This is a genomic window from Bradyrhizobium sp. S69 (assembly GCF_009766005.1).
Classification (GTDB): Bacteria; Pseudomonadota; Alphaproteobacteria; order Rhizobiales; family Xanthobacteraceae; genus Bradyrhizobium.
Window position 1 is genome coordinate 227,791 of record NZ_LMUK01000042.1, and the last position, 25,693, is coordinate 253,483.

Genomic DNA, 25,693 nt, shown 5'->3' on the forward strand with positions numbered 1-25,693 from the left:
GATCTGCTGCCGTCATTCCCGTTCGGCAGCGATTTTACCGATGTCGAGATACGGCTGATTCCGGCCCTGCAAATCCTGCAAGACGCCCAACGCGCGCCGCGTCGGCTGGCCGGATTGTTGTGGCAGGGTTTTGTCAGCTCGCCCGATGCGGCCGACGCGGAATGTTTGGCAAGGCTAGGCCTCGACAAGTCAGCGACGTGGGCGGAACGCGGCTATCGCGCCTTGGTCAGCGCGGCGTTGGCGCGGAGCCGGGTGAGATAATTTCTTTTCGTCGTCCCGGCGAAGGCCGGGACCCATAACCCCTGGCGTTTATGTTCGTCAGCGAATTGTCCAACGGTTTTCTTGAAACGAAGCGACACGGCGTATGGGTCCCGGCGTTCGCCGGGACGACGATAGTTTGTTCGTCTGGACGAGGTGGAGACGCTCCCACCTACCTGTTCTTGTTCACCGGCTTGCGCTTCTCGATGAACGCGGCCATGCCCTCGGAGCGGTCTTCCAGCGCGAAGGTCGAGTGAAACAGATTGCGCTCGACGTTCATGCCTTCCGACAGCGGGGTCTCGAAGGCGCGGTTGATGGCTTCCTTGGCCATCGCGGCGGCCGGATGCGACATGCCGGCGATCTTCTCCGCCGCGGCCAAGGCCTCTTCCATCAATTTGTCTGCGGCCACCACGCGGCTGACCAGACCTGAACGCTCCGCTTCGGCGGCATCCATCATCCGGCCGGTCAGGCACAGATCCATCGCCTTGGATTTGCCGATCGCGCGGGTCAGCCGCTGGGTGCCGCCGATGCCCGGAATGGTGCCGAGCGTGATTTCCGGCTGGCCGAATTTGGCGGTGTCCGCGGCGATGATGATGTCGCACATCATCGCCAATTCGCAGCCGCCGCCGAGCGCGTAGCCGCTGACCGCGGCGATGGTCGGCTTGCGGCATCGGGCGACACGGTCGCCGCCGATCGCGGTGAAATCGCTGGAGAACATGTCGATGAAGGTCTTGGGCTGCATTTCCTTGATGTCGGCGCCGGCGGCGAAGGCCTTTTCGCTGCCGGTCAGCAGGATGCAGCCGATGTTGTCGTCGGCCTCGAGATCGTCGACCGCGGCCGCGATTTCCCTGAACACGCCGAACGACAGCGCGTTGAGCATTTTCGGACGGTTCAGCGTGATGATGCCGACCGCGCCTTTGCTTTCGACAAGGATGTGTTCGAACGTGCCCATGGTGGATCCCGCTGTTGATGTGCGCGGGGGCAATGTGCCCGCTGCCGGGATCGGCTTCAAGTGGGATGCATCAAAGCGGGTTCGCCGAACGTGCAGGCATTGAGCCGGATATTGCGCAAGTGAGTGCGGTCGCACCCACTCCGCAAACAGCGATCAGGCCATGAACATCCGCGCGGCGGAGGCCATCGTCAGCAGCGCGCCGAAGCCGATGAAGATCTTCCCGATCAGCGAGGTCTCGTCCCAGGTCGAGTTGTCGCTGGTGTTGGCCGCGACCGCGGCGGGGGGGCTTGCGGGCACCGGCGCGTCGGCCGAGGCCAGTGCCACCGGCGTCGCGGGCGGTGTCGTTTCGTGCAAGGCGCGGTCGACGTCGTTGAGCTGGTCGGCCGCGACGACAGGGGTTCCGGCTGCGGGCGCTGCGCCCGCGGTATCGTCAGGTATGCCCTGCAGGATGTTGGTGACGCGCTCGGACATCGCCCTGGCGCTGTCGGCCGGCGAATCGGTCGGCGTCAGTTGCGCGTTGGCATTGGCGATCGTCGGCGGCATTTGGGCTGACGGGACCGCTGGCGCACTGTCACCGCCATCGCTGGCTGCGGCGCCGGCAGCTTTGGTGTCCGGGGCGGATTTGTCCGCCGCCTTGTCGGATTTGCTGTGCGCCTCCTTCTTGTGGTGCGAACCATGCTTGGCGGAATTGTCGGGCGTAGCGGCGGCATTTGCGCCGGTATCGGCCGTCGCGGCCAGCGCCGGCCTCCCGAAACCGATCCCGAAACCGATCCAGAGCCCTGCTGCGAGTATCAACGCCGAGCGTCCGCTCGCTTTGATGGTCATGTTGGCAATCTCCCCGTTTGCCGGCCCCGTGGCGAAATGAGACCCTGCGGCATGTCCGCACCGGGGCAAAAAAAGGGAATCTTCGGGCGAGTCCGGCGAAAACGGGGCAACGACGTTTCCCGCCCTGGAGATTCGGCAAGCCTGCCTTGCCGGCAAAATCCTCGCGCATGCGGTGGCGGATGCCAGCCGGACCGATCGGTGTTATGAGCCTCCGGTCGCGGAATTCGTTGTCGCGATTCCAGGCGGCGAGCCTGCGATCTCAGGAGAGCCCGCAAAACTGATATCACGAATTCGTGATAGACGCGCGCGGACGTAACAAATTGAAAGATCGACCGAATTGCAGTGTGGGAGCGCAAGTGCGCGAACGTGAGGACGAATGGACCGGCCTGATGCGGCTGGCCATTTCAGGTGACAATGCTGCGTATCATCGTCTGCTCAAGGCCGTCACGCCGGTGTTGAGGGCGGCGGCGCGCCGCGGTCTGGCGCGGGCCGGGCAACCGGTCGATCAATCCGAGGATATCGTGCAGGACATTTTGTTGGCAGTGCATCTGAAACGGCATACCTGGGACGCGAACGCGCCGTTCGCCCCATGGCTGTTTGCGATCGCCCGCAACAAGCTGATCGATGCGCTGCGCCGCCGTGGCCGCAGGATCTTCGTCAACATCGACGATTTTGCCGAGACCATTCCGGGCGAGCCCGCCGCCGAAACCGCGCCGGCAAGCGAGGTCGCAGCCCAGTTGCGGTCGCTGCCGGCCCGGCAACGCGAGGTTCTGCAGTCGATTGCCGTCGATAGCGCCTCGATCAAGGACACCGCGGCGAAATTCGCGATGAGTGAGGGCGCGGTCCGTGTCGCGCTGCATCGGGGGCTGACAAGCCTCACCGCCAAATTGCGGGAGCAATCATAATGGAAACCGACCAACTCATTCGAACGCTTGCCGCCGATAACACCGAACCGGCGCGGCCGGTCGGTTTCGTGCTGGCGCTGGCGTTGGTCGCAGCAGCCCCGGTTTCGGTGCTGATGTTCGTCGCGACATTGGGGGTGCGCCCTGACGTGATGACCGCGATGCATAATCCGTTCTTCGACCTGAAATTCGCCGTGACCCTGGCGCTGGCGATTTCGGCCGTCGTGCTGAGCCTGCATTTGTCGCGGCCGGAAGCCTTGCTGCGCGGCTGGGCGCTGCTGCTGTTGGTGCCCGCCGGAATTCTCGCGGCCGGGATCGGCGGCGAGATGATGATGCCGCAACGGCTGCCGATGATGACGCGACTGGTCGGCAACAATTCCCGGGCCTGCATGACCGCCATTCCGCTGATATCGCTGCCGCTGCTGGCGGGCGCGCTCTATGGCTTGCGTCATGGCGCACCGACGCGCCCGGCGGTCGCCGGTGCGGTTGCCGGAATGTTGTCGGCGGGGTTGGCGGCGACGCTCTACGCGTCGCACTGCACCGACGATTCGCCGTTGTTCGTCATGACCTGGTACAGCATCGCCACCGCACTGGTCGCCGCGATCGGCGCGTTGGTGGGATCAAAGGTGCTGCGCTTCTAAGGCAACGCCTGCGATCAGCTACCAGCCAGGAATGCTACGCCTCCGACAATGGCAATTGTCGAAGGCACGGCAGTTATCGCGAGCGGTTACGCCGCCAGTTCTCGCTGTGCGAGGGCCACGAAGTAGCGCACGCCGAGCGGCAGCGCTTTATCATTGAAGTCATATTTCGGGGTATGAACCGGTGCGAAAGAACCGTCCGCCGCGACGCCGTTGCCGAGGAATATGTAGTTACCGGGCCGCTGCTGCAGCATGAAGGCGAAGTCTTCCGAGCCGGTTACCGGCGATACCGAGGTATCGACGCTCTCGGCCCCGACAATCGAATTGGCGACGGCGATCGCGGTCGCTGTGCAGTCGGCATCGTTGACCAGGGGCGCAAAGATGCGTTCGTAGTGCAGTTCGGCCGTGCAGCCATGGACCGCGGCAATGGTGGTTGCCACTTCGCCCAGGCGCCGCTCCAGCAGCCCGCGTACCTTTTCGTCGAAGCAACGGGCGGTGCCGCGAATGACGACCTCCGACGGAATGACGTTCGGCGAACCCCAGGCGCCGCCGCCAAGATAGCCGACGCTGATCACCGCCGGCTGAAGTGCGGGCACATTGCGGCTGACGATCGTCTGCGCCGCCATCACGAACTGGGCCTGCGCCACGGTCACGTCGGTCGCGAGATGGGCTGCGGCGCCGCCATGGCCGCCACTGCCGCGCAAGGTCACGGTCCAGGTATCACCGGCCGCCATGAACGGACCGGTCGCGGTGCCAAACCGTCCGACCTGCATGCCCGGCCAGTTGTGCATCCCGTAAAGCCTTTCGGCCGGGAAGCGCTCGAGCAGACCGTCCCCGAGCATCGCCAGCCCGCCGCCGAGGCCCTCCTCGGCGGGTTGGAAGATGAAGTGGACGGTGCCCGCGAAATCCCGGTGTTGCGCCAGCGTATAGGCCGCGCCCAGCAGCATCGCGGTGTGACCATCGTGTCCGCACGCATGCATCTTGCCCGATACGGTGGATGCGTAGGGCAGTCCGGTCGTTTCCGCGATATTGAGCGCGTCCATGTCGGCGCGCAGGCCGATCGAACGGTTGCCGGGCCGCTTGCCTTTCAGCGTCGCCACCACACCGGTGCGTCCGACGCTGTCAGTTACGTCGAGCCCCCAGCCGCGCAGCTTTGCGGCGACGATCGCCGAGGTGCGATGTTCTTCGAAGCCGGTTTCAGGATGCGCATGCAGGTCGTGCCGGATGGCGATCAGTTCGGGCTCGATCGTATGAACGGTCTTAAGAATCTGGTCAGTCATGACAATCTCCTTTCGGTTTTTTGCATTTGCTGACTGACCGGCGAGCGGCTTTCGCCGGCTCGCCGTCAGCGTCGGAGCGTGTCAAGCAGCCCGTCGGATTTCGGTCGGAAAGGCCGTTTGCACGGCGTCGGCCGCCAACTGGGCGGTCGCAGCCGACAAGGTCCAGCCGAGGTGGCCGTGACCGGTGTTATAGAAAATGCCGGGACGCTTGCTCGGACCGACCTTCGGCAGCATGCCGGGCATCATCGGACGCAATCCGCTCCAGGCAACCACGCGGTCGGTGGCCACGTTCGGAAATTGCTCGCGGGTCCAGTCGATCAATGGCTTGATCCGGTCGTGGCGGATGTCGAGGTTGAAGCCGTTGAATTCCGCCGTCCCCGCCACACGAAAGCGATCACGTCCAAGCCGGCTGGTCACGATCTTGGTGGCGTCGTCGAGGATGCTCACCGTCGGCGCCGCGTCCTGGCTTTCGGGCGTGTGAAGCTGAACCGTGATGGAATAGCCCTTGACCGGATAGATATTGAGCCGATCGCCGAATGACGTGGCAAAACGACGGCTGGCCGTTCCCGCACAAATGACCACCGCATCGACGCCAACCGGCTCCCATTTCCCGACATCGGCGCCGCCATCGTCGCGCGTGACGGGAAGCCAGCGGATTTCATAACCGGCGCCCGACGCCCTGATCTCTTCGACCACGGCATCGTAATAGAATTTGGCGCCACGTCGCCGGCAGGCATCGGCGAGGCCACGCGTGAATTTATGGATGTCACCGGTCGAGTCGGACGGCGTGAAGAAGCCGCCATGGTAGCTGCCCTTCAGCGTCGGCTCGATCTGGCGAATTTCCTCTGGTGTAACCGGTCGCCTGTCGAGGCCGCCTTTGTTGAGGAGGCCATTGACCTTCATTGCCTTATCGAAGCCGGCCTGGTCGCGATAGAAATGCAGGATGCCGCGCTTCTCGAGATCGAATTGAATGTTTTCGCGTTCGGCCATCGCAAACATGTGCTTGCGTGCCTCGATCGCGAGTTTGACGGTCTCTATCGTGTTGTTTTCGTAGTTGGCGATGTTGGCGATGAACTCCGCCATCCACGAATATTTGTGCCAGCTCGGCGTGGGATTCATCAGCAGCGGCGCGTCACGCCGTACCATCCACTTCAGGCCTTGAAGCACGGTGGAAAGCTTATTCCAGACCTCGGCGTTACTGGCCGAAAGCTGGCCGCCATTGGCAAACGAAGTCTCCATGCCGGCATAGCGATGCTGGTCGAAAACCGTCACCGCATAACCACGGTCGAGCAGCGCATAGGCAGTCGTTACGCCGGTGATGCCGGCGCCGATAACAGCGATATGTTTCATGATAGTCAGGTCCCTTGGATAGAGCTGCGAAAGAACCGAACGACGTTCGGTTCCACAGCCCCATCTGTCTCGGTACCTGAGAGTTTCATCCGATCGCCGAAGCGACCGAATTTCCCCTTCGGTGGGCGCTCTATCTCAAGCGCCTCTCTCCAGATTGTCCAGGTAACACGGTTCTTGATGCCTGAGAGTTTCCGGGGCGGTTGCTCCGTCGGCGCCGCGATGCCCGAGGGCATCTCGATCTCTCCCGCATTACCTTAACTGACGCGATCACGTTACGCCGTGACAGTTTTATTGACAAGCGGTGCGGCGCTAAAAAATAAGGCAAGTGAGGGCTGAACTCTATGCAGCCGCATCAGCCTGAGAAGCTCGCCGCTTAAAACGTTCGGCGGGTCCGTCTGCCCTGCGGCCTACGCCACCGAGGTCTGTTGCATGCGGTGGAAGCGCAGCACCTGTTGCGCGGTCGAGGGCCGCAGCCGCTCGTAGGTGTCCTTGCAGGCGCCGAGATCGGTCGGTTCGCCGCCGGACAGATCGTCACGCATGTTGATGATCGATTTGACGACCGACCACGACATGCCCGCGACTTTCGCCAGGATCATGACGCCCTCGGAGCGGGTTTCGATCATCATGTTCTCCGCGATCGACACCGACACGTTGGCGAGCGCTGCGATCGCGGCGTTGGCTTCATCGAATTTGCCGGCCTCGGCGAACGCCTCGACCTGGTGCTCATCGAGCCGGCCGTCCTCGTAGAGCGACTTGACCAGCGCATGGGCGATGGCGGTGTCCCTGGTGAGGGCGGAGGCCGCCGAGCGGGCGCGCCGCGTGGCTTCGCGCACGGCGGTCGGCACCTCCTTGGCCTGCTGCGGATTGGCGGTCTCGAGTCGCGCCCGCACCGTCGCCGATGCCTTGGCCAGCAATTTGAGATAGAGATGCCTTGGAATGTTCGGACGCAGGCCGACGCAGGTCGCAAGATCCTCGTCGCCTTCGGCGCGGTTGACCAGCCGGGTGAAGCCGCGCTCGGAAAACTCCGCGCCGGGATTGTTGACGGTGCTCTGGACCACGTCGTCGTCGCCGCGCATCACCAATATGTCGGTCACCGCGCCGCTCAGCACCCTACGCGTCGAAATCGCCATCAAATGCGCCTGGCTCTTGGTGCGCGCGGTCTCGATCAGGGCCTCATCGTCGAGCCGCTCCGACAGCGACAGCACGGGGGCGGCGACTTCGATCAGATCGTCGAACGCCAGCGCCCGGATGGTCTGCGGTGGCGCGCTGTCGATCGGCGCGAGGCGCTGGGAGAGCAGGGCCTTGGCCGAGGTCTCGATATGCTGGATCAGGCACTGGAACACGTCGTCGAACAGCTCGACCTGTTGGTCGGAATAATCCACCGCCCCATTGATGAAGAGGTCGGTCACCCGGCGCAGCGTTTCGACGCGGCGGGCGACGGTGCCGTGCGCCAGCGTAGCTTGCAATTCGTCGAGCAGATTTTCGGGAGATACAGCGGTTTTCGAACTCATGACTCTGTCCTGGAGTATTCGGAAATAAACACCGGCGACGGTTTCTCCGTCCCCGGAACGGAAATAATTCGATCAGGCACAAGCGATCTGGTTGCGTCCCCGTGCCTTGGCTGAGTAAAGCGCGCGGTCGGCGCGCGCGAGAAATGTATCCGGCGTCTCGCTTGGTTGCAGCGTGGTGACGCCAGCGGAAATCGTCACGCGCATGCCGGGCGAAAATGCGCTCCAGTCGAGATCGGCGACGATCTCGCGCAGCCGCTCGAGAATCTGTGCGGCACCGTCGGCGGGCGTATCGGGCAGCACCAGCAGGAATTCCTCGCCGCCATAGCGGCCGAACCTGTCGATGGTGCGGATGTTTGCGAACATGGTGATGGCGAACGTGCGCAGCACTTCGTCGCCGGTCGGGTGGCCATGGGCATCGTTGATGCGCTTGAACCAGTCGAGATCGATCAGCGCGATCGAGCAGCGCGTTTCGATGCGGCGGGCGCGGGTAATCTCTTCGCCCAGCATCCGCATGATGCAGCGGCGGTTATATGAACCGGTCAGTTCGTCGAGTTCGGCAAGCTCCTCGATGCGCCGGTAGGCTTCCTTGAGCTTGACGCCGCTGCGATACAGCTTCTTGCGCAACGACTCGCCGTAAAGCCCGACGAAGGCGCATTGTCCGATCGTCAGGACGAAGCAGAGCAGCGCGGCAAAGCGTTCGGTCGGCGTTGCGACCGGCATGCCGAGCGGAATGCGGGTCAAGAGGAAGATCGGTGCGACGCCCGCGGCGGTCAGCGTCCAGGCCACCAGCGCCTGAAAAGAGGTCATTCGCAGCGAGGCGACGGCGAAGATGATAAACAGCACGTTGAGAAACGCGTAGCCGATCTGAGGCGCGGCGATCAGAAAGGCGAGCTGGATCACGACATGGGCGCCGACCTGGAACACCGTGAGGAAATGATCCTCGAAACGGTCGTTGACATTCGTTTCCGAAAGCACCGCGAACACCCCGATCACGGTGGTGCCGCACAAAAAGAAGGTGGTCGGGATGAACAGGGAGATGGTGCCGGCAAAGGCATAGACCAGCAGGGCGGCTGCGCCGAGCACGTAGCTGACGACTTGGATCGCCAAAGTGTGCCGGCGCTGCCGGGCCCGGCGCAACAGCTTCGCCGACCGGAGACTTACGCCCTCCAGTTCAGCCGCGATTGGATTGGGGAACGCGGACGCAGCGGTGCCCATGGACCTTGCCATTGATGGAACTGGCAAAAAATCTAAGTGGTAAAGCCTTTAGGTTTGGTATCTTTTGGGGTCGAAATGCGAGCCGCGCGGCCTCGTAATTTCCCTTGTTTCACAATGGAATATTACCGGATCGGGGTATTCTGGTGCGGACCGTTGGACGCCGCCATCGGCGGTTTGGGGTGGATGGCCGTTTGCAGAGGCTGTGTTACGCGCCAAGCCTTGATAAGGTGCCTTGGTAAGGTCGGCCCGTTGTGTCGGATTGAAGAAAGCGTTGCTGTATTATGATACCAAGTTTCCGACTCCGGCTGGCTGTTGGCGTTCGGCGGCAGCTTTTTTTGGGCCTTTTGTGCGGTACCTCACAGATGCAGGTCCGCTGTCGCGATAATCTGAAGAATCTTGCCTTTTCCATCGAACCACCCGACAGCCCAGCCCGACCAACCTTGCGAGACGGCCATTGAGCGCGACACAGGCGGCTTCGGATGAAGTCCTGATCGCACGGATCGCTCAAGGCGACCGCCTCGCCATGCAGGTGCTTTACGGAAGGCACCATGTCCGGGTTTTCCGCTTCGGAATTCGACTTGTACGGGACGAACAGGTTGCCGAAGATCTCATCAGCGAGGTCTTCCTTGATGTTTGGCGCCAGGCCGGCAAGTTCGAAGGCCGATCCGCCGTTTCTACCTGGCTGTTGGCGATTACGCGGTTCAAGGCTCTCTCCGCGCTCCGCCGCCGCAAGGACGTTGAACTGGACGACGAGGCCGCCAACGCGATCGAGGATGGCTCCGACGATCCTGAAGTGACGGCGCAGAAGAAGGATACCAGTCAAGCGTTGCGCAAGTGCCTTGGCGCACTTTCGCCAGAACACCGGGAGATTGTCGATCTCGTCTACTACCACGAGAAATCCGTGGAAGAGGTGGCTGAAATCGTCGGAATTCCGGAGAATACCGTGAAGACGCGTTTGTTTTATGCGCGCAAGAAACTTGCCGAGCTGCTCAAGGCAGCCGGCGTGGAGCGAGGCTGGCCATGATGGCAATGAAGAAAATACTGGAGCAAGAGCCCAGTGAAATCGAAGTGCTGCTGCCATGGCTCGCCGCCGGCACGCTGAACGCGCGCGATGCCAAGCGGGTCGAGGAAGCGCTGGCGCGCGATCCCGCACTGGCGAAGCAATACGCCGTGATCCGCGAAGAATACACCGAAACCATCGGCCTCAACGAAAGCCTCGGTGCGCCGTCGGCGCGCGCGATGGCGAAGTTGTTCGCGGCGATCGACGCCGAGCCTGAGCGCACGCCGTCGATGTCGCGCAATATCTCCGCGCGGATTTCAGGTTTTTTCGCTAGCCTGTCGCCGCGGACGCTGGCCTGGTCGGCCAGTTTGGGGGCGCTGGCGCTGTTGCTGCAAGCCGGCGTGATCGGCGCGGTGCTGGTGAAGAACCAGCAACCGGCGTCGTTCCAGACGGCATCGCTCAGCATGGACGAGCCGATCACCCGGTCATTGGGGCCGGAGGCGCCGCGCGTGCTGGTACGGTTCGCGCCGGACGCCCGCGTCGCCGACATCACCGCGCTGCTCGACAGCTATCAGGCCGCGATCATCGAGGCCCGCGGCGGCATGTTCCGGCTGCAGTTCGGCGCCCGGGCGATGTCGAAGGATGAAATTGCAGCGTTGATGAACCGGCTGAAGAGCGAGAAGATCGTCAATCTCGCGGTCGCAGCGCCGTAACGCTGCGCGAGCCGGCGCCTTTTGTCGAGGCAACCCCAAGGTCTAATGGCGCACCATCGTTTCAAATGGCGGATCAGGGCGTTCGGCGCCGCGCTGGCATTGACGGCCGGCGTCGCCGCGATGCTGGCGGGGGCAGGCGGCGCGGCGGTTCATGCGCAAAGCATCATGCGCTCGCCGAACTTGAACATCGGACCTCGGATCTCGCGGATCAATCCGAATATCGGCGGCCGCGTTAATCCCGCCGGCGTCGGCCGGGCGGCGGCGACGAATATCGGCAGATCCGGGCCCACCATCTCGACGTCCAATGTCGGTCCAAGGGTTTCGACAACAAGGATTTCGAGCATCAGGTCGGTGCCGCATATCGGGGTGCGCTCGACATTGCCCTATCTGCACACGTCGCCCAATCTTTATCCGCTCTGCGACGACCTCGGCGGCGATGCCGCCTGCGGCTATCAGCAAAGCGCCGTCGGCGATGGCGGTGGTAATGCCGCGGTCAAGAACAACGTCCGCGGCCCGCGCCGCGCCATCGCACAGGCGGCGCTCGACCGGCGCATCATCGCATCCGAAATCGTCGCCGAGATCGACGGCGCGCTGTCGGACGCGCAGGCCGACGAGCTGGCGCGGCGTCACGGCCTGGTGCGGCTGGAATCGCAGAATTTTCCATTGATCGGCGGCACCATCGGCCTGTTCCGCGTCACCGACCGCCGTCCGGTCGAGACCGCGCGCAGTGAACTTGCGACCGAGGCCGGCGTCCGCTCAGCGCAGCCGAATTTCCGGTATGTGCTGCAACAACAGAAGCAAGAACAGAAGGCTGTGACCGAGGGCGATCCCGCGCAATATGCGCTGGCAAAGCTTCGATTGCCCGAGGCGCATACGCTGGCCCACGGCGCCAACGTCATCGTCGCCGTGATCGATTCCGGCATCGACGTCAGGCATCCCGAACTCGCCGGCGCCATCGCGGCCTCGTTCGACGCGCTTGGCAGCAAGGAAGGTCCGCACGTCCATGGCACCGGCATCGCGGGTGCGATCGTGGCCCATGCGCGGCTGATGGGCAGTGCGCCGGCGGCGAAGATCCTCGCAATCCGCGCCTTCGGCGTGGCGCAGAGCGGCGCGGAGAGCAGCTCCTTCGTCATTCTCAAGGGCCTCGATTACGCGGCATCGCACGGCGCGCAGATCATCAATATGAGCTTTGCCGGCCCGAAGGATGCGTTGATCGAGCGCGGCATCGCCGCGGTTGCCGCCAAGGGTATTGTGATGGTGGCGGCCGCCGGCAATGCCGGCGCGAAATCGCCGCCGCTGTATCCGGCCGCCAACGAAAACGTGATCGCGGTCAGCGCTACCGACGACCAGGACCGGCTGTTTTCGGCATCGAACCGCGGCGGCTACGTCGCGGTCGCGGCGCCCGGCGTCGATATCTTCCTGCCGGCGCCGGACGACAAATACCAGATGACATCAGGCACTTCGTTCTCCGCCGCCTATGTCAGCGGCATCGCGGCGCTGGCGCTGGAGCGCAACCCCGCGCTGAAGCCGGGCGATATCCGCGCGATCCTGATGAAGACCGCCCGCGATCTCGGCACGCCCGGCCGCGACGATTTGTTCGGTGCGGGCGAGGCCGACGCCTATGCGACGGTGATGGCTGCAATTACCACACCGGCCGTGCCGGTCGCGGCGGCTTCGGCACCCCCGGCGCTCGGCACAATGTCGCAGCCGCAGCAAAACCCGGATCAGCAAAAAGCGCTGGATCAACAGGACGTTCCCGCGACGACCCGAGCGTTGACCGCGCCGGCCGCCGCCGTTGCTTCCAAGGATCTGGCATCCGAGAATATGGCGTCGGACAAGCCGGCCGCCGGTGCCGCGGATCATCGCGCCGCGCAGTAATTTTGCGGTCCAAAAATCCCGCCCGAAAGTCAAAAAAGCCACCGGCGCTTTGAACGTTTCGCAGGGCCCCGCGACTTATCATTGTGGGAGCGGAAATCCCTCCCCAACGAGGCTATATTCGGCGCGAGCGCCCATCCACCCCAGCGCCCATATGGCTTGACCCGTCCGGTTGTCCCCCCGGACGGGTCTTTCGTTTCTGCGGGACGTTTCGCTATTTTTGCACGGATGATTCGTTGTGCCGGTCGTGGGCGTGGGCTTGCTTTGGCCTCGGCGAGGTTCGCAGCTCGGCCATGCCGGCGCGGCGCTTGACTGTGAATAAGCAGGATAACCGGTATTTTTCCGGATTTTTGACGGCAAGCGGCGCGTAATAGACTTGCTTGCTGGACAATGGAAAAGTTTTCCACAGAATATCCCCGTCACGCCCAAATGATTCGCGGGTGATTCGTGGGTGCGAATCGTTGGCGTGAATAGTCCCAATAATTAGTGCCGTTGCGTCCGCGTCCGTTTTTCTCCTTGCGGGCTGGCTTTTATGACATATCGACAAGACGTGGCGCATGGCCGCGACGTCGTTGCGCGCTGGTGCAACCTTGCTGAGCAGCGGCTGGAATACCTCACCGAGCTGTTCGAAACTGGACGCTGGCGCCGCTTTCACTCGGAGCGGGCCTTTCTCGAAAACATCCAGGAGGCCAAAGCCGCGGTCGAAACCTGGCGCGATCTGTTGAGCCGCGAGGCGTCCCGCGAAGAATTTGTACTCGACTTTTTCGCGCCCAGCCGCGCCCGCACGCCGCTGCCGCGCGAGGCGCAACCGCGCCGCATCGGTGCGTTTTCGCTGCAGCCGGCGTCATTCCCGGACGAGGCGCCGCGGCCGGTGGCCACGATGGCGCCGATCGATGCGCCGCCCATCGAGCCGGACCAGGTCGCCGCGGCGACCCCGGAGCCGGCGTTGGACAGCGCGTCAGAACTGACCCTCGACATCATCGCGGCCGTCCAGCAACGCTATCCCCTGCTGCGCAACGCGCTGTAGGGCCGTCGCTAACTCCGCACCGCATTGTTCGCGATCACCACTTGGGCGAGGCGTTGCGCGCCGTCGGCGGCGAGATCGGCGGTCACGGGGCGGGCGTGATCGAGCCCGACCACCGCGCCGCGCGGGGTTTCGGAGATCATGTTGGCGTTGACCAGCACGGTGCCGGCACCCGGCGTCACCGATACGCCGACGCCGACAAAGGCCTTGCGGATCACATTGCCCGAGATGACGATGTCGCGCAGATAATTGCCCCAGCCGGCCATGATGCCGAACGACGGCGCATTCTCGATCACATTGCCGGTGACCGAGCTGTCGGCCTCGACATAGATGCCGACGCCGGCGTCGTCATCGGGCGCGGTGCCGATCGGGCGCTTCGGCCGCAAATTGCGGATGATGTTGCCTTGCACGACCGCGATGCGTCCGCCTTCGTTGAAGTTGCAGACCGAAACGCCGAACGCTGCGCCATCGACAATGTTGTTGGCGATCACCGCGCCCTCGAACGCAAATTCGGAATACAGCGCCACTTCGCGGACGTCGCTGACGCTGTTGCCTGATATCTGGATGTTGGACGCCGAATTGCCGCGCACCGCGGAATAGTCGCAGTTGCGGATGCGATTGCCGCGCACGATGACATTGCCGGCGCGAAACGCGTTGATCGCGTTGCCGTATTGCCCGGAGCCGCCGGGGCCGGCCTTGATGTCCTCGATGCGGTTGTCCACGACCAGCGTGCCGTCATCGCCGATCGCGGTGCGCAGGATTTCGATGCCGTTGTCGTTGGTGCCCTGGATGGTGTTGCGCGACACCAGCAGGCCCCGCGCATCGAACGAGACGATCGCGGTGGAGGCGGTCGCGGTGATGATGTTGCCGCTGATGTCGCCCGAGACCTGCTCGAGCCAGATGCCGGCGCCGCCGCTGCCCGCGATCTCGCAATCGATGATGCGAATGTCGCGTCCGCCGAGGCCATGAACCAGGCCGCGCCGCGCCGGCAACGCAATGCCGCCGCCGTCGAGCGTAATATTGCTGATGCCAATATGGTCGGCGCCTTCGCTTTGCAGCAGCGATGCGCCGCCATTGAAAACCAGCCGCGTTGCGCCGCGGATGCCGACCAGTTGGGTGCCGCTCGAAAGCCGCAGCAGGCCGGTACGATAGACCCCCGGCGGCAGCGCCAATGGGGCTTGCGCGCGCGCGGCTTCATCGATGGCACGCTGCAGGACTCGCGTCTGGTCCTCGGGGCTGCCGGGCCGCACGCCATATTGCGTGGCATCGCGCCCGAGCGTCGACGTCAGCGGCGCCGCGCGCGCCGCGTCCGGCGCCATCGCCAGCGCACCGGCCGCGCCGGTCATCGAGGCGCCGATCAGATGGCGGCGATTGAGGTTCATGGTGTGGCTGTTCCCGTGTTCGCAGCTTTGCAGTAACGCAAAAATACGGCCGGGCATGGTGAAGGCGAGGGCGGAACAGCGGGATTGTTGGAGGTAGGGTTAATCGACGGCTACGCCAAAGTCGCCGCGCGCGTCAGCTTTACCATCTCCATCAGCATGGCTTCGCCGGCGTCGACCAGTTCGTCGAGCGTGATCCGCCCTGCGATGGGCGAAGCGCCTTCGCGCGCCAGTTGGGGCACGTGGATGAACGCGGCAAGCCGAGGACCGCCATCGCGGCAGGTCGCCTCGATCGCGCGCCAGCTCAGATAATTGCAGAGATAGCTGCCGGCATTGCGCGAGGTTCGCGCGTCGATGCTTGTGTTGAGCGCGGCGCGCAAAAGTTTCGCCGTGTGCGGACCGAACATTGCGGCATCGGCGCCGCCCGCGATCGATCCCTTGCGTATCCGCGCATGATCGGCATCGGGCCACAGCATGGTGACGGCGTTGCGGGCGCGGGTCTCGACCCGGACCCAGGCTGTGCGCGCCGCGAGCCCGAACATCAGAAGCGCCTGTGGCCGATGCTGCCTCAGCAATTCGGGCAGCTCGCGGTCGACCGCGCTGTAGGTCACCGGAAAGATATGGCTCGACAGCGCGACATCGGCCAATGCGGGACGGCGCAGCCGCATCAACCGCTTCACCAGCGGCTGCGTCGGATTATACGGCGCACCGGGAAACGGCTCGAAGCCGGTGATGAGGATGCGGGGGGTGTTCGTCGTCATAATGTGAGCACACCGTATTAGAGTTCGTCATGCCCGGCCTTGTGCCGGGCATCCACGTTTTTCTCGCAGTCAAGACGTGGATGGCCGGGCATAGGCGAGCGGTAGCGACGCCGTCCTTCGTACGGCTATGCCCGGCCATGACGGCGTATTACTTAAGCATCTCCGCGATCTGCTCCGCCGCCAGCGCCGGCGTGATGCGGCCGTCGGCGACGTCGATTTCGGTCTTCTTCACCTTGGCGCGGATCGCCGGGTCGGCGCGCAGCCGCGCCATCATCCGCTGCTCCAGCATCGACCACATCCATTTCACCTGCTGCTGCCGCCGCCGCTCGGCGAAATCGCCTGACGCATTCATCGCGGTGCGATGATCGAGGATATTCTGCCAGAGTTCGCCGATGCCGGCACCGGTCAGCGCCGAATAGGTCACGACCGGCGGATGCCAGTGCTCGGAGCGGGGGGTGAGGATATGCAGCGCGCCGCGATATTCGCCGGCCGCGAGATTGGCGCGCTTGATGTTGTCGCCGTCGGCCTTGTTGACCGCGATCATGTCGGCGAGTTCGACCAGGCCTTTCTTGATGCCCTGCAATTCGTCGCCGGCGCCCGGCAGCATCAGCGCCAGGAAAAAATCAGTCATGTCGCACACCGCGGTCTCGGACTGTCCGATGCCGACGGTCTCCACCAGCACCACGTCGAAGCCGGCGGCCTCGCACAGCAGCATCGCCTCGCGGGTTTTGGCCGCGACGCCGCCGAGCGTGCCTGATGCAGGCGAGGGCCGGATAAAGGCGTCGTCGGAGGCGGACAGCCGGGCCATCCGCGTCTTGTCGCCGAGGATCGAGCCGCCGGTGCGGGCCGAGGAGGGATCCACCGCGAGTACCGCGACCTTGTGGCGGCGCTCGATCAGGAACATCCCTAGGCGATCGATGGTGGTGGATTTTCCGACCCCCGGCGAACCGGTAATGCCGACCCGGATCGCCGTGCCGGTGTCGGGCAGCAGCGCCTGCACCAGCTCGCGCGCCACGGCCTGATGATCGCTGCGCCGGCTCTCGATCAGCGTGATCGCGCGCGCCAGCGCCGCGCGGCTTCCGGCGCGCAGCTCCTTTGTCAGCTTAGCGATATCGAGCGGAGCGCGTTCGGTCATTGCTCGTCGTCATCGTCGCCCTTGGGCCGGGCGCCTGCGAAGATCGCCGTGCCCTCCGGGGTCAAATACGGTTTCAAAATCTCCCACGGTACGAACGCGACATACTCGCCTTCGACAAAGGGGCCGACCGCGAAGGGTGGATAATGGAAGGTCAGGCCGGAGCTTTTGCCTGATACGGTCGAGGGCGCCAGCGTCACCGCGCCGATCTTGAGCAATTTCGGTTCGAGACCCTGGTACCACTCGGCGGTCGCGGTCTCCGTGGTGTCGCGCTTCTTTTTTTCGACATTGAGCGAGGCGATCACGGCCTTGACCAGGGCCTTCATGGTCGGGCCGTTGTCCACGGTCTCGGTGAAGAACGGTCGGATGCTGATGCGTTTCCTGGCGGTCGCATCCCACAGGATGGTATCGACATCCCTGTTGGGATGAGCGCCGCCAGTGTCGGTGTATTCCGACCTGACGAGGCTGATATACTGACCATCGACGACCGAGCGCGTCTCGTATTTCCGCTCCATGGTCCACGCGCCGTCGCGGAACGCCTGCGGGTCTTCCTTGCGCGAGGCCGCGGCTTCGGCGGCATTCTTGTCGATCCACTTCTTGCCCTCGGCGAGACAATCCGCCGACAGCACTGGATCAGCCTTGATCTTGTCGTCGAGGAAGACGCTGGCTTCGACGTTTTTGTTCTTGATGGCGGCGTCAGGTTTGGGATCGGCGGCGAAGGCAGGAACGACAAGCGCGACGCCAGCGAGAACGATCGTCAGGCAGGTAAGTAGAGTTCGGACCATTGAGTGATCGCAAGTTTGAGAATGATGCGCGTTCAAAATTTATTTCCTGGCCAACCCTATCCGGTGTTGGACAAACGACTTCAGCGGCGGCAGGTGCTTCTGGATAATGTCCCAAACGACTTGCGGGTCTGTCGAATGATAGGCATGCCGCAGCAGATTTCCGAAGTCGATCATATTTCGCCATCCGATATCGGGCGCGTCTTGCTTGAGTCTTTCGGGTATTGTTCGGGAAGCCTCGCAGGCAATTTCCAGCAAACGTTCCGCAAGCAGTCGAATCCGTCTGTCCGATGCGAATTGCTCAAAACTTACGCCGCGCATCACATCCTCGATCTCTGTGATCGCTTCCAGGATGTCCTTGAGCCGGTCTTCGACGTTGGGCGGCATCTAGAAGACCTCGATCAGATCATCGGCGATTCGCTCTGCCATGCGCGGCTTGAGCATTTTTTGCATCGAAATCTGGGTGGAAACCCCCGTCGCGTCTTCGATCAAATGCTGAACCTTGAAGATATCGAAAGGCGGCTTCTCTCCGCGTGAGGTCGTATCAAGGAGGATGTCGAGGTCGCTGTCAGGTCTCGCATCGCCACGGGCACGTGATCCGAAAACAGCAAGCCGCGTAACCCCTTGCGCCTTTATCGCAGGGGCCATCTCCCGCAGCTTGGCGATGATTGTGTCCAGCTTGATGTCGACAGCATTATTCATGAACCGACACTAGCACGATTGTGGAGAATGCGCAGCTACTCCGCCGCCTCGCTATGGCCCAGCCTTGCATTGAGCTTGTGGATCAGCTCCTCGGCGGCGTCCGCAATCACGGTGCCTGGCGGGAAGATCGCTTCGGCGCCGGCCTTGTACAGCGCGTCGTAATCTTGCGGGGGCACCACGCCGCCGATGATGATCATGATGTCTTCGCGGCCCTGTTTCTTCAGCGCGGCTTTCAGTTCCGGCACCGCGGTAAGATGCGCGGCCGCCAGCGACGACAGCCCGAGAATATGCACGTCGTTCTCGACGGCCTGCCGCGCCGCTTCATCGGCGGTGGCAAACAGCGGCCCGATATCGACGTCGAAACCGACATCGGCGAAGGCGGACGCGATCACCTTCTGGCCGCGGTCGTGGCCGTCCTGGCCGATTTTTGCCACGAGAATGCGCGGCCGGCGGCCTTCGGCTTCCTCGAAGGTATCGATCAGCGCCTGCACCTTTTCGACCCGGTTGGACATGGTGGATGCCTCCCGCTTGTAGACGCCGGTGATGGATTTGATTTCGGCACGGTGCCGCCCGAACACTTTTTCCATCGCATCGGAAATCTCACCGACGGTGGCCTTGGCGCGCGCGGCGTCGATCGCCAGCGCCAGCAGATTGCCATTGCCTTCGCCGGCGCTGCGCGTCAGCGCCGCCAGCGCCTCGTCGACCTGCTTCTGGCTGCGTTCGGATCGCAACCGCTTCAGCTTGTCGATCTGCAACCGCCGCACTGTGGAGTTCTCCACCTTGAGCACATCGATCGGGGCTTCATCGACCGGCTTGTATTTGTTGACGCCGATCACCGCCTGCTTGCCGGCGTCGATCCGCGCTTGCGTCTTGGCGGAAGCTTCCTCGATCCGCAGTTTTGGTACGCCGGCCTCGATCGCCTTGGCCATGCCGCCGAGTTCCTCGACTTCCTGGATGTGGCCCCAGGCTTTCGCGGCGAGATCATGGGTCAGGCGCTCGACATAATGCGAGCCACCCCAGGGATCGATGATGCGGGTGGTGCCGGTTTCCTGTTGCAGGAACAATTGGGTGTTGCGGGCGATGCGCGCCGAAAAATCGGTCGGCAGCGCCAGCGCCTCGTCGAGCGCGTTGGTGTGCAGCGATTGGGTATGGCCTTGCGTGGCCGCCATCGCTTCGATCGTGGTCCGCATCACATTGTTGTAGACGTCCTGCGCGGTCAGCGACCAGCCCGAGGTCTGGCAATGCGTGCGCAGGCTGAGCGAGCGCGGGTCTTTCGGGTTGAACGGTTTTAACAGTTTGGCCCACAATAGCCGCGCCGCGCGCATCTTCGCGACTTCCATGAAAAAATTCATGCCGGTCGCCCAGAAGAACGACAATCGCGGCGCGAAGCGGTCGACATCGAGGCCGGCGGCGAGCCCGGCGCGCAGATATTCGACGCCGTCGGCCAGCGTATAGGCGAGCTCGAGGTCCTGCGTCGCGCCGGCTTCCTGCATGTGATAGCCGGAGATCGAAATGGAATTGTATTTCGGCATCTTCTGGGAGGTATACGCAAAGATATCGGAGATGATCCGCATCGAGGGCGTCGGCGGATAGATGTAGGTGTTGCGCACCATGAACTCTTTCAGAATGTCATTCTGAATGGTCCCTGATAGCTTTTCCGGCGGCACGCCCTGTTCTTCGGCAGCCGCCACGAACAGCGCCAAGATCGGCAGCACCGCGCCGTTCATGGTCATCGACACGCTCATCTGGTCGAGCGGAATCCCCGAGAACAGCGTGCGCATGTCGTAGATCGAATCGATCGCGACGCCGGCCATGCCGACATCGCCGGTGACGCGTGGATGATCGCTGTCGTAGCCGCGGTGGGTGGCGAGATCGAACGCGACCGAAAGGCCCTTCTGGCCGGCGGCGAGGTTGCGGCGATAGAATGCGTTGGAATCCTCCGCCGTGGAGAACCCGGCATATTGTCGGACGGTCCAGGGCTGGTTGACATACATCGTCGGGTAGGGGCCGCGCAGAAAAGGCGCGATGCCGGGCCAGGTCTCGAGGAAGTCGATGCCGCCAAGATCGGCTTCGCTGTAGCCGGGTTTTACGAGAATACCTTCGGGCGTCAGCCATGGTTCGGCGCCGCCGACCGGCGAGGCGGGCGCGGCTTTTTCGAACGCGATCTCTGAAAAATTGGGAATCCTGCTCACGGACGGCCTTCCTTCAATTTCACAATGCGTGCCTCGCATTCCGCAAGACGCTGATGAGCCTCACGCTCCCCCGGCGGGGTCGCGACGATGCCATCCCCGGACGTGACAAGGATTTCACCTGCGAAGAAAGGGCTATCGAACACCGTATTCCTCCGCACCAGAATGTACGCCAACAGCGCCAAGCCCACTACCGAGAAAACGAGGCCCGAAACGGAAATTTGACCGGCAAGAATCCCTGCCACGTTCAACGCCGCGGCGACAAAAATGATCGCAACCACGACAAACCACGCCAGCATGCGAAAGTTTAGCGGGATTTGATAGAACGGGCCGTTTTGAAAGCCGATCATCGAAAGCAACCGATCGCGCTCCGCTTCGAGTTGAGCAAGTTCGTCCCGATCGGCCATGTTGTTGCCCATGATGTCCGCCAGTCGATGGTGCCATCCTCAATCACGGTCCGGATGCTGGTGGCTGACGATGCCGGCGAGTTTGTCCGGGCCGTAATTTTGTAGCGTGGTCTGGCTCGGCAGATTGGCGAGGCCGACCACCCAGCCGAGCCGGGATTCGGTTCCATATTGCCGCGTCGGCACCAACCGGTCGGGGCGGTCGAACGCGCCGGTCATGATCTCGATCCGGGGACCATCGATGCGGCGGAAACTCAGGGGGGTGCCGCAAGCGGCACAGAAATCGCGCTCGGCGATCGACGAGGATCTGAACGCCGCGGGTTGGCCACGGGTCCAGGCAAAATCGGCATGTTCGATGTCGGCAAGCGAGGCGAACGGCGCGCCGGATGCCTTCTGGCACATCCGGCAGTGACAGATGCTGATCCGCACCGGTGCGGCCGAGAGCGCAAAGCGGATGGCGCCGCATTGGCAGCCGCCGGTCAGGTCAGTTTTGCTCGCCGTGTTCATGCTCACTCCATCCGCCGCCAGGCTTCGTCGAGCATCGCCAGCGCGTCGCCGCCGGCGAAGATGAAATCGGCCACCCCGGCGCCGCGCAGCGTCGCTTCCTGCTCGCCGGGCCGGCCCGCCAGATAGATATGTTTGGCGCCGGCGGCTTGAAGGGCCGTTGCGGCCGCGACGGCGTGACCGGCATACATCTTGTCGGATGAACAAAGACACGCCTGTTCCGCGCCGGACGCCTTGAAGGCCGCTGCGAGCGCCGCGAATTCCTTCACCTCTCCCATAGGGAGAGGTGAAGGAAGGGACGCCTCACCTATAAAATCCACCGCCTCGATGCCGCCGGTCTCGAAGAAGCTTTTGGCAAAGGCCGCGCGGGCGGTGAAGTCGGCGGCGGTGCCGAGATTGGCGAGAAACACCTTCGGCCGCGCGCCGCGCGCTTTTTGGATTTCATCGGATCTGTCGCGCAGCCGCTCGAATGGCGCTGCGAGCCGCATCGGCGCCAGCGCGTCGAATTTGATCGCAGCCGCGCCATGGGATTCAGCCTGGGCTTCGGCTGCGGCCGGCTTCACATCGAGCACCGCGATAGGGGCTTCGTGCAGATTGGGAAATTCGCTGGCGCCGGTCAGCACCACCTTGCGGCGGGCGATGTCGCTCTCGCGCGCGGCCCGCGTTGCCGCGACCTTGCGTTGGATCAGGTTCTGCTCAAGGCTTGCGAACACCCCGCCGGCCTTCTCGATCTCCTGGAACAGTGCCCACGCGCTTTCGCAGAGTTCTCGGGTCAGGGTTTCGATGCCGCCGGAGCCGGCGGCGGGGTCGGCTACTTTGGCGAGATTGGATTCCTCCAGCAGCACCAGTTGAGTGTTGCGCGCCACCCGCCGCGCGAATGGATCGGGTAGTCCCAGCGCCAGCGTATGCGGCAATACCGTGATGGCATTGGCGCCGCCAAGGCCCGCCGCAAATGTCGCGATGGTCGCGCGCAGCATGTTCACATAGGCGTCGCGCTGGGTCAGCATGCGCCACGCCGTTTCGGCGGCGACGAAGATCGGCTTCGGCGCCAGCCCGCAAGCCTGTTCGACCCGGGCCCACAACGGCCGCAGCGCGCGGAATTTCGCCATGGTCAGGAATTGATCGGCGTCGGCGGCAAGCCGGAACGAGATCGCGGAACGCGCGGCGTCGAGGTCGATGCCGCCGGCCTCCAGCATCCGCAGATAGGCGATCGCGATCGCCAGCGTGAAGGCCAGTTCCTGCGCTTCCGATCCGCCGGCATCGTGCACCGCGCGGCCATCCGCCAGTACAAACGGTCCCTTGAAACCGCGTCCGATCAGGCCGCGGACCACTTTGGCGAACGGCTTCTCCATCTCATGCCACGGCGCCGGCGCGGCGCCACGCACCGCCATGGTCGTCAACGCCTGATAATTGATGCGGACGTCGACCTTGGCGGGATCGAGGCCCCTGGCTTCGACCAGATCGGCGAAGGTCTCGCCGGCATTGTCGCGGCCAACCACCGGGTTCAGCGCGATCGCAATCCCGGCGTCCAGGAAAATACCGTCAAAAGCGCGCGCCAGCGTTTCCGGCCTCGCATCGGCGAGGCCGAAACCGCGCGCGCCGGCTCCGCCGGCAAATTCGAATTCGAGCCCGGTGGCGCCGTTCTCGAGATCGTGCAACGCCTGCGCGTTGGCTTGCGCGGCGTCGGGATGATCGATCCGCTGCATGATCTGCCAGGGTGCGGCCGCCGCGCGGCCGGCGATCGGGGCCGCGTTGCCGACGCGGCGGTAGATCGGCTCGATCTTCAGCCCGTCCGAGGTCTTGCCGACCAGTTTTTCGAACGGCGCGCCCTTCAGCACGCCATCGACCAGCTTGCGCCAGTCGTCATAGCTCGCGGGTGCGAAATCCGCAGCCAGCCGTAGGTCGTCGGTGGTCATTCGGCAGGGTACTCCCGAGGGGCTGTTCTTCTCAATTAGATCGGAAATTGCCACGTCGAAGCGGCCAAGCCAAACGGTTGTTTGTGGTTAATCCGGGGGCGCCGGCAAGCGCTCGATACCGTCGGTCGATAGCTCCGCCAGCGCCGCCCTCAGATCGCGGCCCGCGATCCGGCGATCGGGAACGATTTCCAGCAGCGGCACCAGCACGAAGGCGCGCTCGAACAGCCGGGGATGCGGCAATGCCAGTTCCGGCTGGTCGATCGACACATCGTCATAGGCGATCAGGTCGAGATCGAGGGTGCGCGGGCCCCAGCGCGTCTCGTTGCCGCGGTCGCGGCCGAATTTCTTCTCGATCTTGTGCAGCGTGAACAGCAGCGCGTGCGGATCGAGGCTGGTCTCGATCTCGATGCAGGCGTTGATGAAGCGCGCCTGATCCAGTTCGCCCCAGGGCGGAGTGGTATAATCCGACGAGCGCGCCAGCAGCGCTGCCTGCGCCATGCCGCAGATATTGGCGATCGCCTTTTGAAAGGTCGCGCGGACATCGCCGACATTGCCGCCAAGCGCGATCAGGACGTCAGCCATGCAGTGCTTCGACCATCAATGCGTCGACCATCGGTGTGTCAGCCGTGCGAAGGTGGATGCCGCGTCCGCGTCAGCACCACGCCGACATCGTCGAAAATCGCGGCGATCGGGGCGTGCGGCTTGTGGACGGTGACCTTGACGGCGGTGATGCGGGCAAACGTCGCCAGGATGGCGTCGGCGACCGCGCCGGCGGCGCGCTCCAGCAGCTTGTAATTGACGTCCTTGAAAGCCGCCGTCGCGGTCGCGACCACGTTGGAATAGGAGACCGTGTCGGCGAGGCGATCGGTCCGTGAGGATTCCGCCAGATCGGCCGACAGTTCGAGATCGATGACAAAGCGCTGCCCGACCGCGGTCTCGTGTTCCATGACGCCATGGCGGGCGTGGATCACGACGCCGGTGATGAAGATCGTATCGCTCATCGCTTGTCCCCGATCGCGGCCGTCACCCGCAGCGCCTGAACCGTTTCCGCGACATCATGGGTCCGGATGATCCGCGCGCCGCTGTTGGCCGCGATCAGATGCGCCGCGATCGAGCCGCCGAGACGGCGGTCCGGCGCCGACGGCGTAATGGAATCGATGAAGCGCTTGCGGGATGCGCCGATCAGCAGCGGCAGGTTGAAGACGGCAAGCTCATGGAGCCGCGCCAATACCGTGATGCTTTGCTCCTGGGTCTTGCCAAAGCCGATGCCGGGATCGAGCACGATATTGTCGGGCGAAATCCCGGCCTTCGCCGCGATCGCCAGCGACCGCGCAAAGAAGTTCGCGATATCCTTCATGATGTCGATGCCGGCGTCGGCCTCATCGCGGTTATGCATGATGATGACGGGCGCCTTGCGCTCTGCCACTAGGCCCGCCATGTCGGGGTCGCGTTGCAGACCCCAGACGTCGTTGGCGATCGCAGCCCCTTGATCCAGCGCCCAGCCGACCACCGGTGCTTTCATACTGTCGATCGAGACCGCAATCCCGAATGCCGCCACCTCGGCCAATATCGGCTGGAGGCGCTCCAGCTCTTCATCGGCCGAGACCGGTTGCGAGCCGTAGGGCCGGGTGGATTCCGCGCCGATGTCGATGATGTCGGCGCCCTCGGCGATCATCCGCCGCGCCTGCGTCAGCGCATGTTCGGGCGCGATGAACTTGCCGCCGTCGGAAAACGAATCCGGCGTCACGTTCAATACACCCATCACGGCGGGGTATGGCCGGGACAACAGCGCCCGCAACACCGGATGACCGGCCGAGGTGGCCGCCGGCGCAAGGGTCGGTCGGGTTGTGGTCGCCATCATGCCGGTGGCTTTGCGCGGTCCCCGCATGGGAGTCAAGATGCGAGCCGGCGTCCGGCCAACCTGCATCCGATCAGCCTGAAATACAGGCCGATCCTGTGCAAGAAGTAACCTGCTAATAGGTAATTTTGGGCGGCAGCTTGCGGGCCTGCGCGATCAGTTGCTCGACCGACTTCTCGGAGGGCAGAACCCGGACGAGCTTTCGCTTGGTATTCACGTCCTTCATGTTCTGCGCCAGCCGCGCCGGATTGCGCAGCGCCAGCTCCCGAACCGTGGTGACGCCGGCCGCGCGCACCAGTCCGACCTTGGCCTTGCCCATGCCGGGAATCCGCATGTAGTCGGAGATGTTCGCCCATTCGAGCAATTGCTGCTCGCTGATCCCGGTCTTGCCTGCGAGCGCCTTGCGCCCCTTGACGGTGCGGGTCACCTCGAGCAGCCCATCGGTGGTACGAATGCCAAGCGCTTTCAATTTCGATGCGGTGAAGGCGGTGAGGCCTTCAATCTCGGAGATTGGATATGTCAT

26 protein-coding genes, 1 pseudogene and 2 riboswitches are annotated in these 25,693 nt (G+C 63.6%); of the genes and pseudogenes, 7 read left to right on the plus strand and 20 right to left on the minus strand.

Features of this window, described 5'->3' with window-relative positions; all coding sequences use genetic code 11:
- A pseudogene (locus tag GSQ88_RS21200) lies at nt 1-261 on the plus strand (acetyl-CoA hydrolase/transferase C-terminal domain-containing protein); the annotation flags it as partial.
- A gap of 169 nt (nt 262-430) precedes the next feature.
- On the opposite strand, the gene GSQ88_RS21205 reads toward GSQ88_RS21200, so the two are convergent.
- Together GSQ88_RS21205 and GSQ88_RS21210 are read right to left on the minus strand one after the other, a co-directional pair.
- Nucleotides 431-1,210, minus strand: a complete 780-nt coding sequence (locus GSQ88_RS21205) for an enoyl-CoA hydratase (RefSeq protein WP_159009702.1) — start codon at nt 1,208-1,210, stop codon at nt 431-433.
- Nucleotides 1,211-1,363: 153 nt separating this feature from the next.
- Complete coding sequence (locus GSQ88_RS21210) at nt 1,364-2,035, minus strand: hypothetical protein (RefSeq protein ID WP_159009703.1); 672 nt, start codon at nt 2,033-2,035, stop codon at nt 1,364-1,366.
- A gap of 356 nt (nt 2,036-2,391) precedes the next feature.
- On the opposite strand from GSQ88_RS21210, the gene GSQ88_RS21215 reads away from it, so the two are divergent.
- Together GSQ88_RS21215 and GSQ88_RS21220 are read left to right on the plus strand one after the other, a co-directional pair.
- Nucleotides 2,392-2,940 carry a sigma-70 family RNA polymerase sigma factor gene (locus tag GSQ88_RS21215; RefSeq protein WP_159009704.1) on the plus strand — a complete coding sequence of 183 codons (549 nt, stop codon included), beginning with the start codon at nt 2,392-2,394 and terminating at the stop codon, nt 2,938-2,940.
- Nucleotides 2,940-3,578 (plus strand): NrsF family protein, encoded by a 639-nt coding sequence (locus GSQ88_RS21220; protein ID WP_159009705.1) that lies wholly within the window; start codon nt 2,940-2,942, stop codon nt 3,576-3,578. The genes GSQ88_RS21215 and GSQ88_RS21220 overlap by 1 nt, the downstream gene beginning before the upstream one ends.
- Nucleotides 3,579-3,664: 86 nt before the next feature.
- Here the strand turns inward: GSQ88_RS21220 and GSQ88_RS21225 are convergent, their stop codons facing one another.
- The 4 genes from GSQ88_RS21225 to GSQ88_RS21240 all read right to left on the minus strand — a co-directional run bounded on the left by GSQ88_RS21225 (nt 3,665) and on the right by GSQ88_RS21240 (nt 8,931).
- A complete protein-coding gene (locus GSQ88_RS21225) occupies nt 3,665-4,855 on the minus strand; it encodes a M20 aminoacylase family protein (protein WP_159009706.1) in 1,191 nt (396 codons plus the stop codon).
- An 81-nt stretch (nt 4,856-4,936) separates the two neighbouring features.
- Nucleotides 4,937-6,205, minus strand: a complete 1,269-nt coding sequence (locus tag GSQ88_RS21230) for a D-amino acid dehydrogenase (protein WP_159009707.1) — start codon at nt 6,203-6,205, stop codon at nt 4,937-4,939.
- A 60-nt stretch (nt 6,206-6,265) separates the two neighbouring features.
- Nucleotides 6,266-6,362, minus strand: a riboswitch (glycine riboswitch).
- A 1-nt stretch (nt 6,363) separates the two neighbouring features.
- Nucleotides 6,364-6,462, minus strand: a riboswitch (glycine riboswitch).
- 150 nt (nt 6,463-6,612) lie between these two features.
- Nucleotides 6,613-7,716 carry a DUF2336 domain-containing protein gene (locus GSQ88_RS21235; RefSeq protein WP_159009708.1) on the minus strand — a complete coding sequence of 368 codons (1,104 nt, stop codon included), beginning with the start codon at nt 7,714-7,716 and terminating at the stop codon, nt 6,613-6,615.
- Between the two features lie 72 nt (nt 7,717-7,788).
- Nucleotides 7,789-8,931 (minus strand): GGDEF domain-containing protein, encoded by a 1,143-nt coding sequence (locus tag GSQ88_RS21240; RefSeq protein WP_159009709.1) that lies wholly within the window; start codon nt 8,929-8,931, stop codon nt 7,789-7,791.
- Between the two features lie 454 nt (nt 8,932-9,385).
- Here GSQ88_RS21240 and GSQ88_RS21245 point away from each other — a divergent pair, with 454 nt between their 5' ends.
- The 4 genes from GSQ88_RS21245 to GSQ88_RS21260 all read left to right on the plus strand — a co-directional run bounded on the left by GSQ88_RS21245 (nt 9,386) and on the right by GSQ88_RS21260 (nt 13,546).
- Nucleotides 9,386-9,955, plus strand: coding sequence for a sigma-70 family RNA polymerase sigma factor (locus GSQ88_RS21245; protein ID WP_159009710.1), 570 nt, complete (start codon nt 9,386-9,388; stop codon nt 9,953-9,955).
- A complete protein-coding gene (locus GSQ88_RS21250; protein ID WP_159009711.1) occupies nt 9,952-10,644 on the plus strand; it encodes a hypothetical protein in 693 nt (230 codons plus the stop codon). The genes GSQ88_RS21245 and GSQ88_RS21250 overlap by 4 nt, the downstream gene beginning before the upstream one ends.
- A gap of 45 nt (nt 10,645-10,689) precedes the next feature.
- The gene (locus tag GSQ88_RS21255; RefSeq protein WP_502706756.1) at nt 10,690-12,522 is read left to right on the plus strand and encodes a S8 family serine peptidase; all 1,833 of its coding nucleotides are present in this window, start codon (nt 10,690-10,692) and stop codon (nt 12,520-12,522) included.
- Between the two features lie 529 nt (nt 12,523-13,051).
- Nucleotides 13,052-13,546 (plus strand): TIGR03809 family protein, encoded by a 495-nt coding sequence (locus tag GSQ88_RS21260; protein WP_159009712.1) that lies wholly within the window; start codon nt 13,052-13,054, stop codon nt 13,544-13,546.
- Nucleotides 13,547-13,554: 8 nt separating this feature from the next.
- Here GSQ88_RS21260 and GSQ88_RS21265 read toward each other — a convergent pair whose 3' ends face one another.
- From GSQ88_RS21265 to GSQ88_RS21330, 14 genes are all read right to left on the minus strand, one after another.
- Nucleotides 13,555-14,925: a TIGR03808 family TAT-translocated repetitive protein gene (locus GSQ88_RS21265; RefSeq protein WP_159009713.1), complete on the minus strand. Its 1,371-nt coding sequence runs from the start codon at nt 14,923-14,925 to the stop codon at nt 13,555-13,557.
- A gap of 110 nt (nt 14,926-15,035) precedes the next feature.
- Nucleotides 15,036-15,683, minus strand: coding sequence for a pyroglutamyl-peptidase I (locus GSQ88_RS21270; RefSeq protein ID WP_159009714.1), 648 nt, complete (start codon nt 15,681-15,683; stop codon nt 15,036-15,038).
- A gap of 148 nt (nt 15,684-15,831) precedes the next feature.
- Nucleotides 15,832-16,818, minus strand: coding sequence for a methylmalonyl Co-A mutase-associated GTPase MeaB (gene meaB, locus GSQ88_RS21275; protein ID WP_159009715.1), 987 nt, complete (start codon nt 16,816-16,818; stop codon nt 15,832-15,834).
- The gene (locus GSQ88_RS21280) at nt 16,815-17,600 is read right to left on the minus strand and encodes a DUF3298 and DUF4163 domain-containing protein (protein ID WP_159009716.1); all 786 of its coding nucleotides are present in this window, start codon (nt 17,598-17,600) and stop codon (nt 16,815-16,817) included. The genes meaB and GSQ88_RS21280 overlap by 4 nt, the downstream gene beginning before the upstream one ends.
- 39 nt (nt 17,601-17,639) lie before the next feature.
- Complete coding sequence (locus tag GSQ88_RS21285) at nt 17,640-17,984, minus strand: HepT-like ribonuclease domain-containing protein (protein ID WP_159009717.1); 345 nt, start codon at nt 17,982-17,984, stop codon at nt 17,640-17,642.
- On the minus strand, nt 17,985-18,299 hold the full coding sequence (locus GSQ88_RS21290; RefSeq protein ID WP_159009718.1) for a nucleotidyltransferase family protein: 315 nt from the start codon (nt 18,297-18,299) through the stop codon (nt 17,985-17,987).
- 35 nt (nt 18,300-18,334) lie between these two features.
- Nucleotides 18,335-20,491, minus strand: a complete 2,157-nt coding sequence (gene scpA / locus GSQ88_RS21295; protein ID WP_159009719.1) for a methylmalonyl-CoA mutase — start codon at nt 20,489-20,491, stop codon at nt 18,335-18,337.
- Nucleotides 20,488-20,907, minus strand: a complete 420-nt coding sequence (locus tag GSQ88_RS21300) for a hypothetical protein (protein WP_159009720.1) — start codon at nt 20,905-20,907, stop codon at nt 20,488-20,490. The genes scpA and GSQ88_RS21300 overlap by 4 nt, the downstream gene beginning before the upstream one ends.
- Nucleotides 20,908-20,934: 27 nt before the next feature.
- Nucleotides 20,935-21,399, minus strand: a complete 465-nt coding sequence (locus tag GSQ88_RS21305; RefSeq protein ID WP_159009721.1) for a GFA family protein — start codon at nt 21,397-21,399, stop codon at nt 20,935-20,937.
- Between the two features lie 2 nt (nt 21,400-21,401).
- Nucleotides 21,402-23,312 (minus strand): methylmalonyl-CoA mutase subunit beta, encoded by a 1,911-nt coding sequence (locus tag GSQ88_RS21310; protein WP_159009722.1) that lies wholly within the window; start codon nt 23,310-23,312, stop codon nt 21,402-21,404.
- 87 nt (nt 23,313-23,399) lie between these two features.
- Nucleotides 23,400-23,894, minus strand: a complete 495-nt coding sequence (gene folK / locus GSQ88_RS21315) for a 2-amino-4-hydroxy-6-hydroxymethyldihydropteridine diphosphokinase (protein ID WP_159009723.1) — start codon at nt 23,892-23,894, stop codon at nt 23,400-23,402.
- Nucleotides 23,895-23,932: 38 nt separating this feature from the next.
- Nucleotides 23,933-24,313 (minus strand): dihydroneopterin aldolase, encoded by a 381-nt coding sequence (gene folB / locus GSQ88_RS21320; protein WP_159009724.1) that lies wholly within the window; start codon nt 24,311-24,313, stop codon nt 23,933-23,935.
- Nucleotides 24,310-25,173: a dihydropteroate synthase gene (folP, locus tag GSQ88_RS21325; protein WP_159009725.1), complete on the minus strand. Its 864-nt coding sequence runs from the start codon at nt 25,171-25,173 to the stop codon at nt 24,310-24,312. Before folP ends, folB begins: the two co-directional genes overlap by 4 nt.
- Nucleotides 25,174-25,285: 112 nt before the next feature.
- Entirely contained in the window at nt 25,286-25,693 is a 408-nt protein-coding gene (locus GSQ88_RS21330; protein ID WP_159009726.1) for a DUF4332 domain-containing protein, read from the minus strand.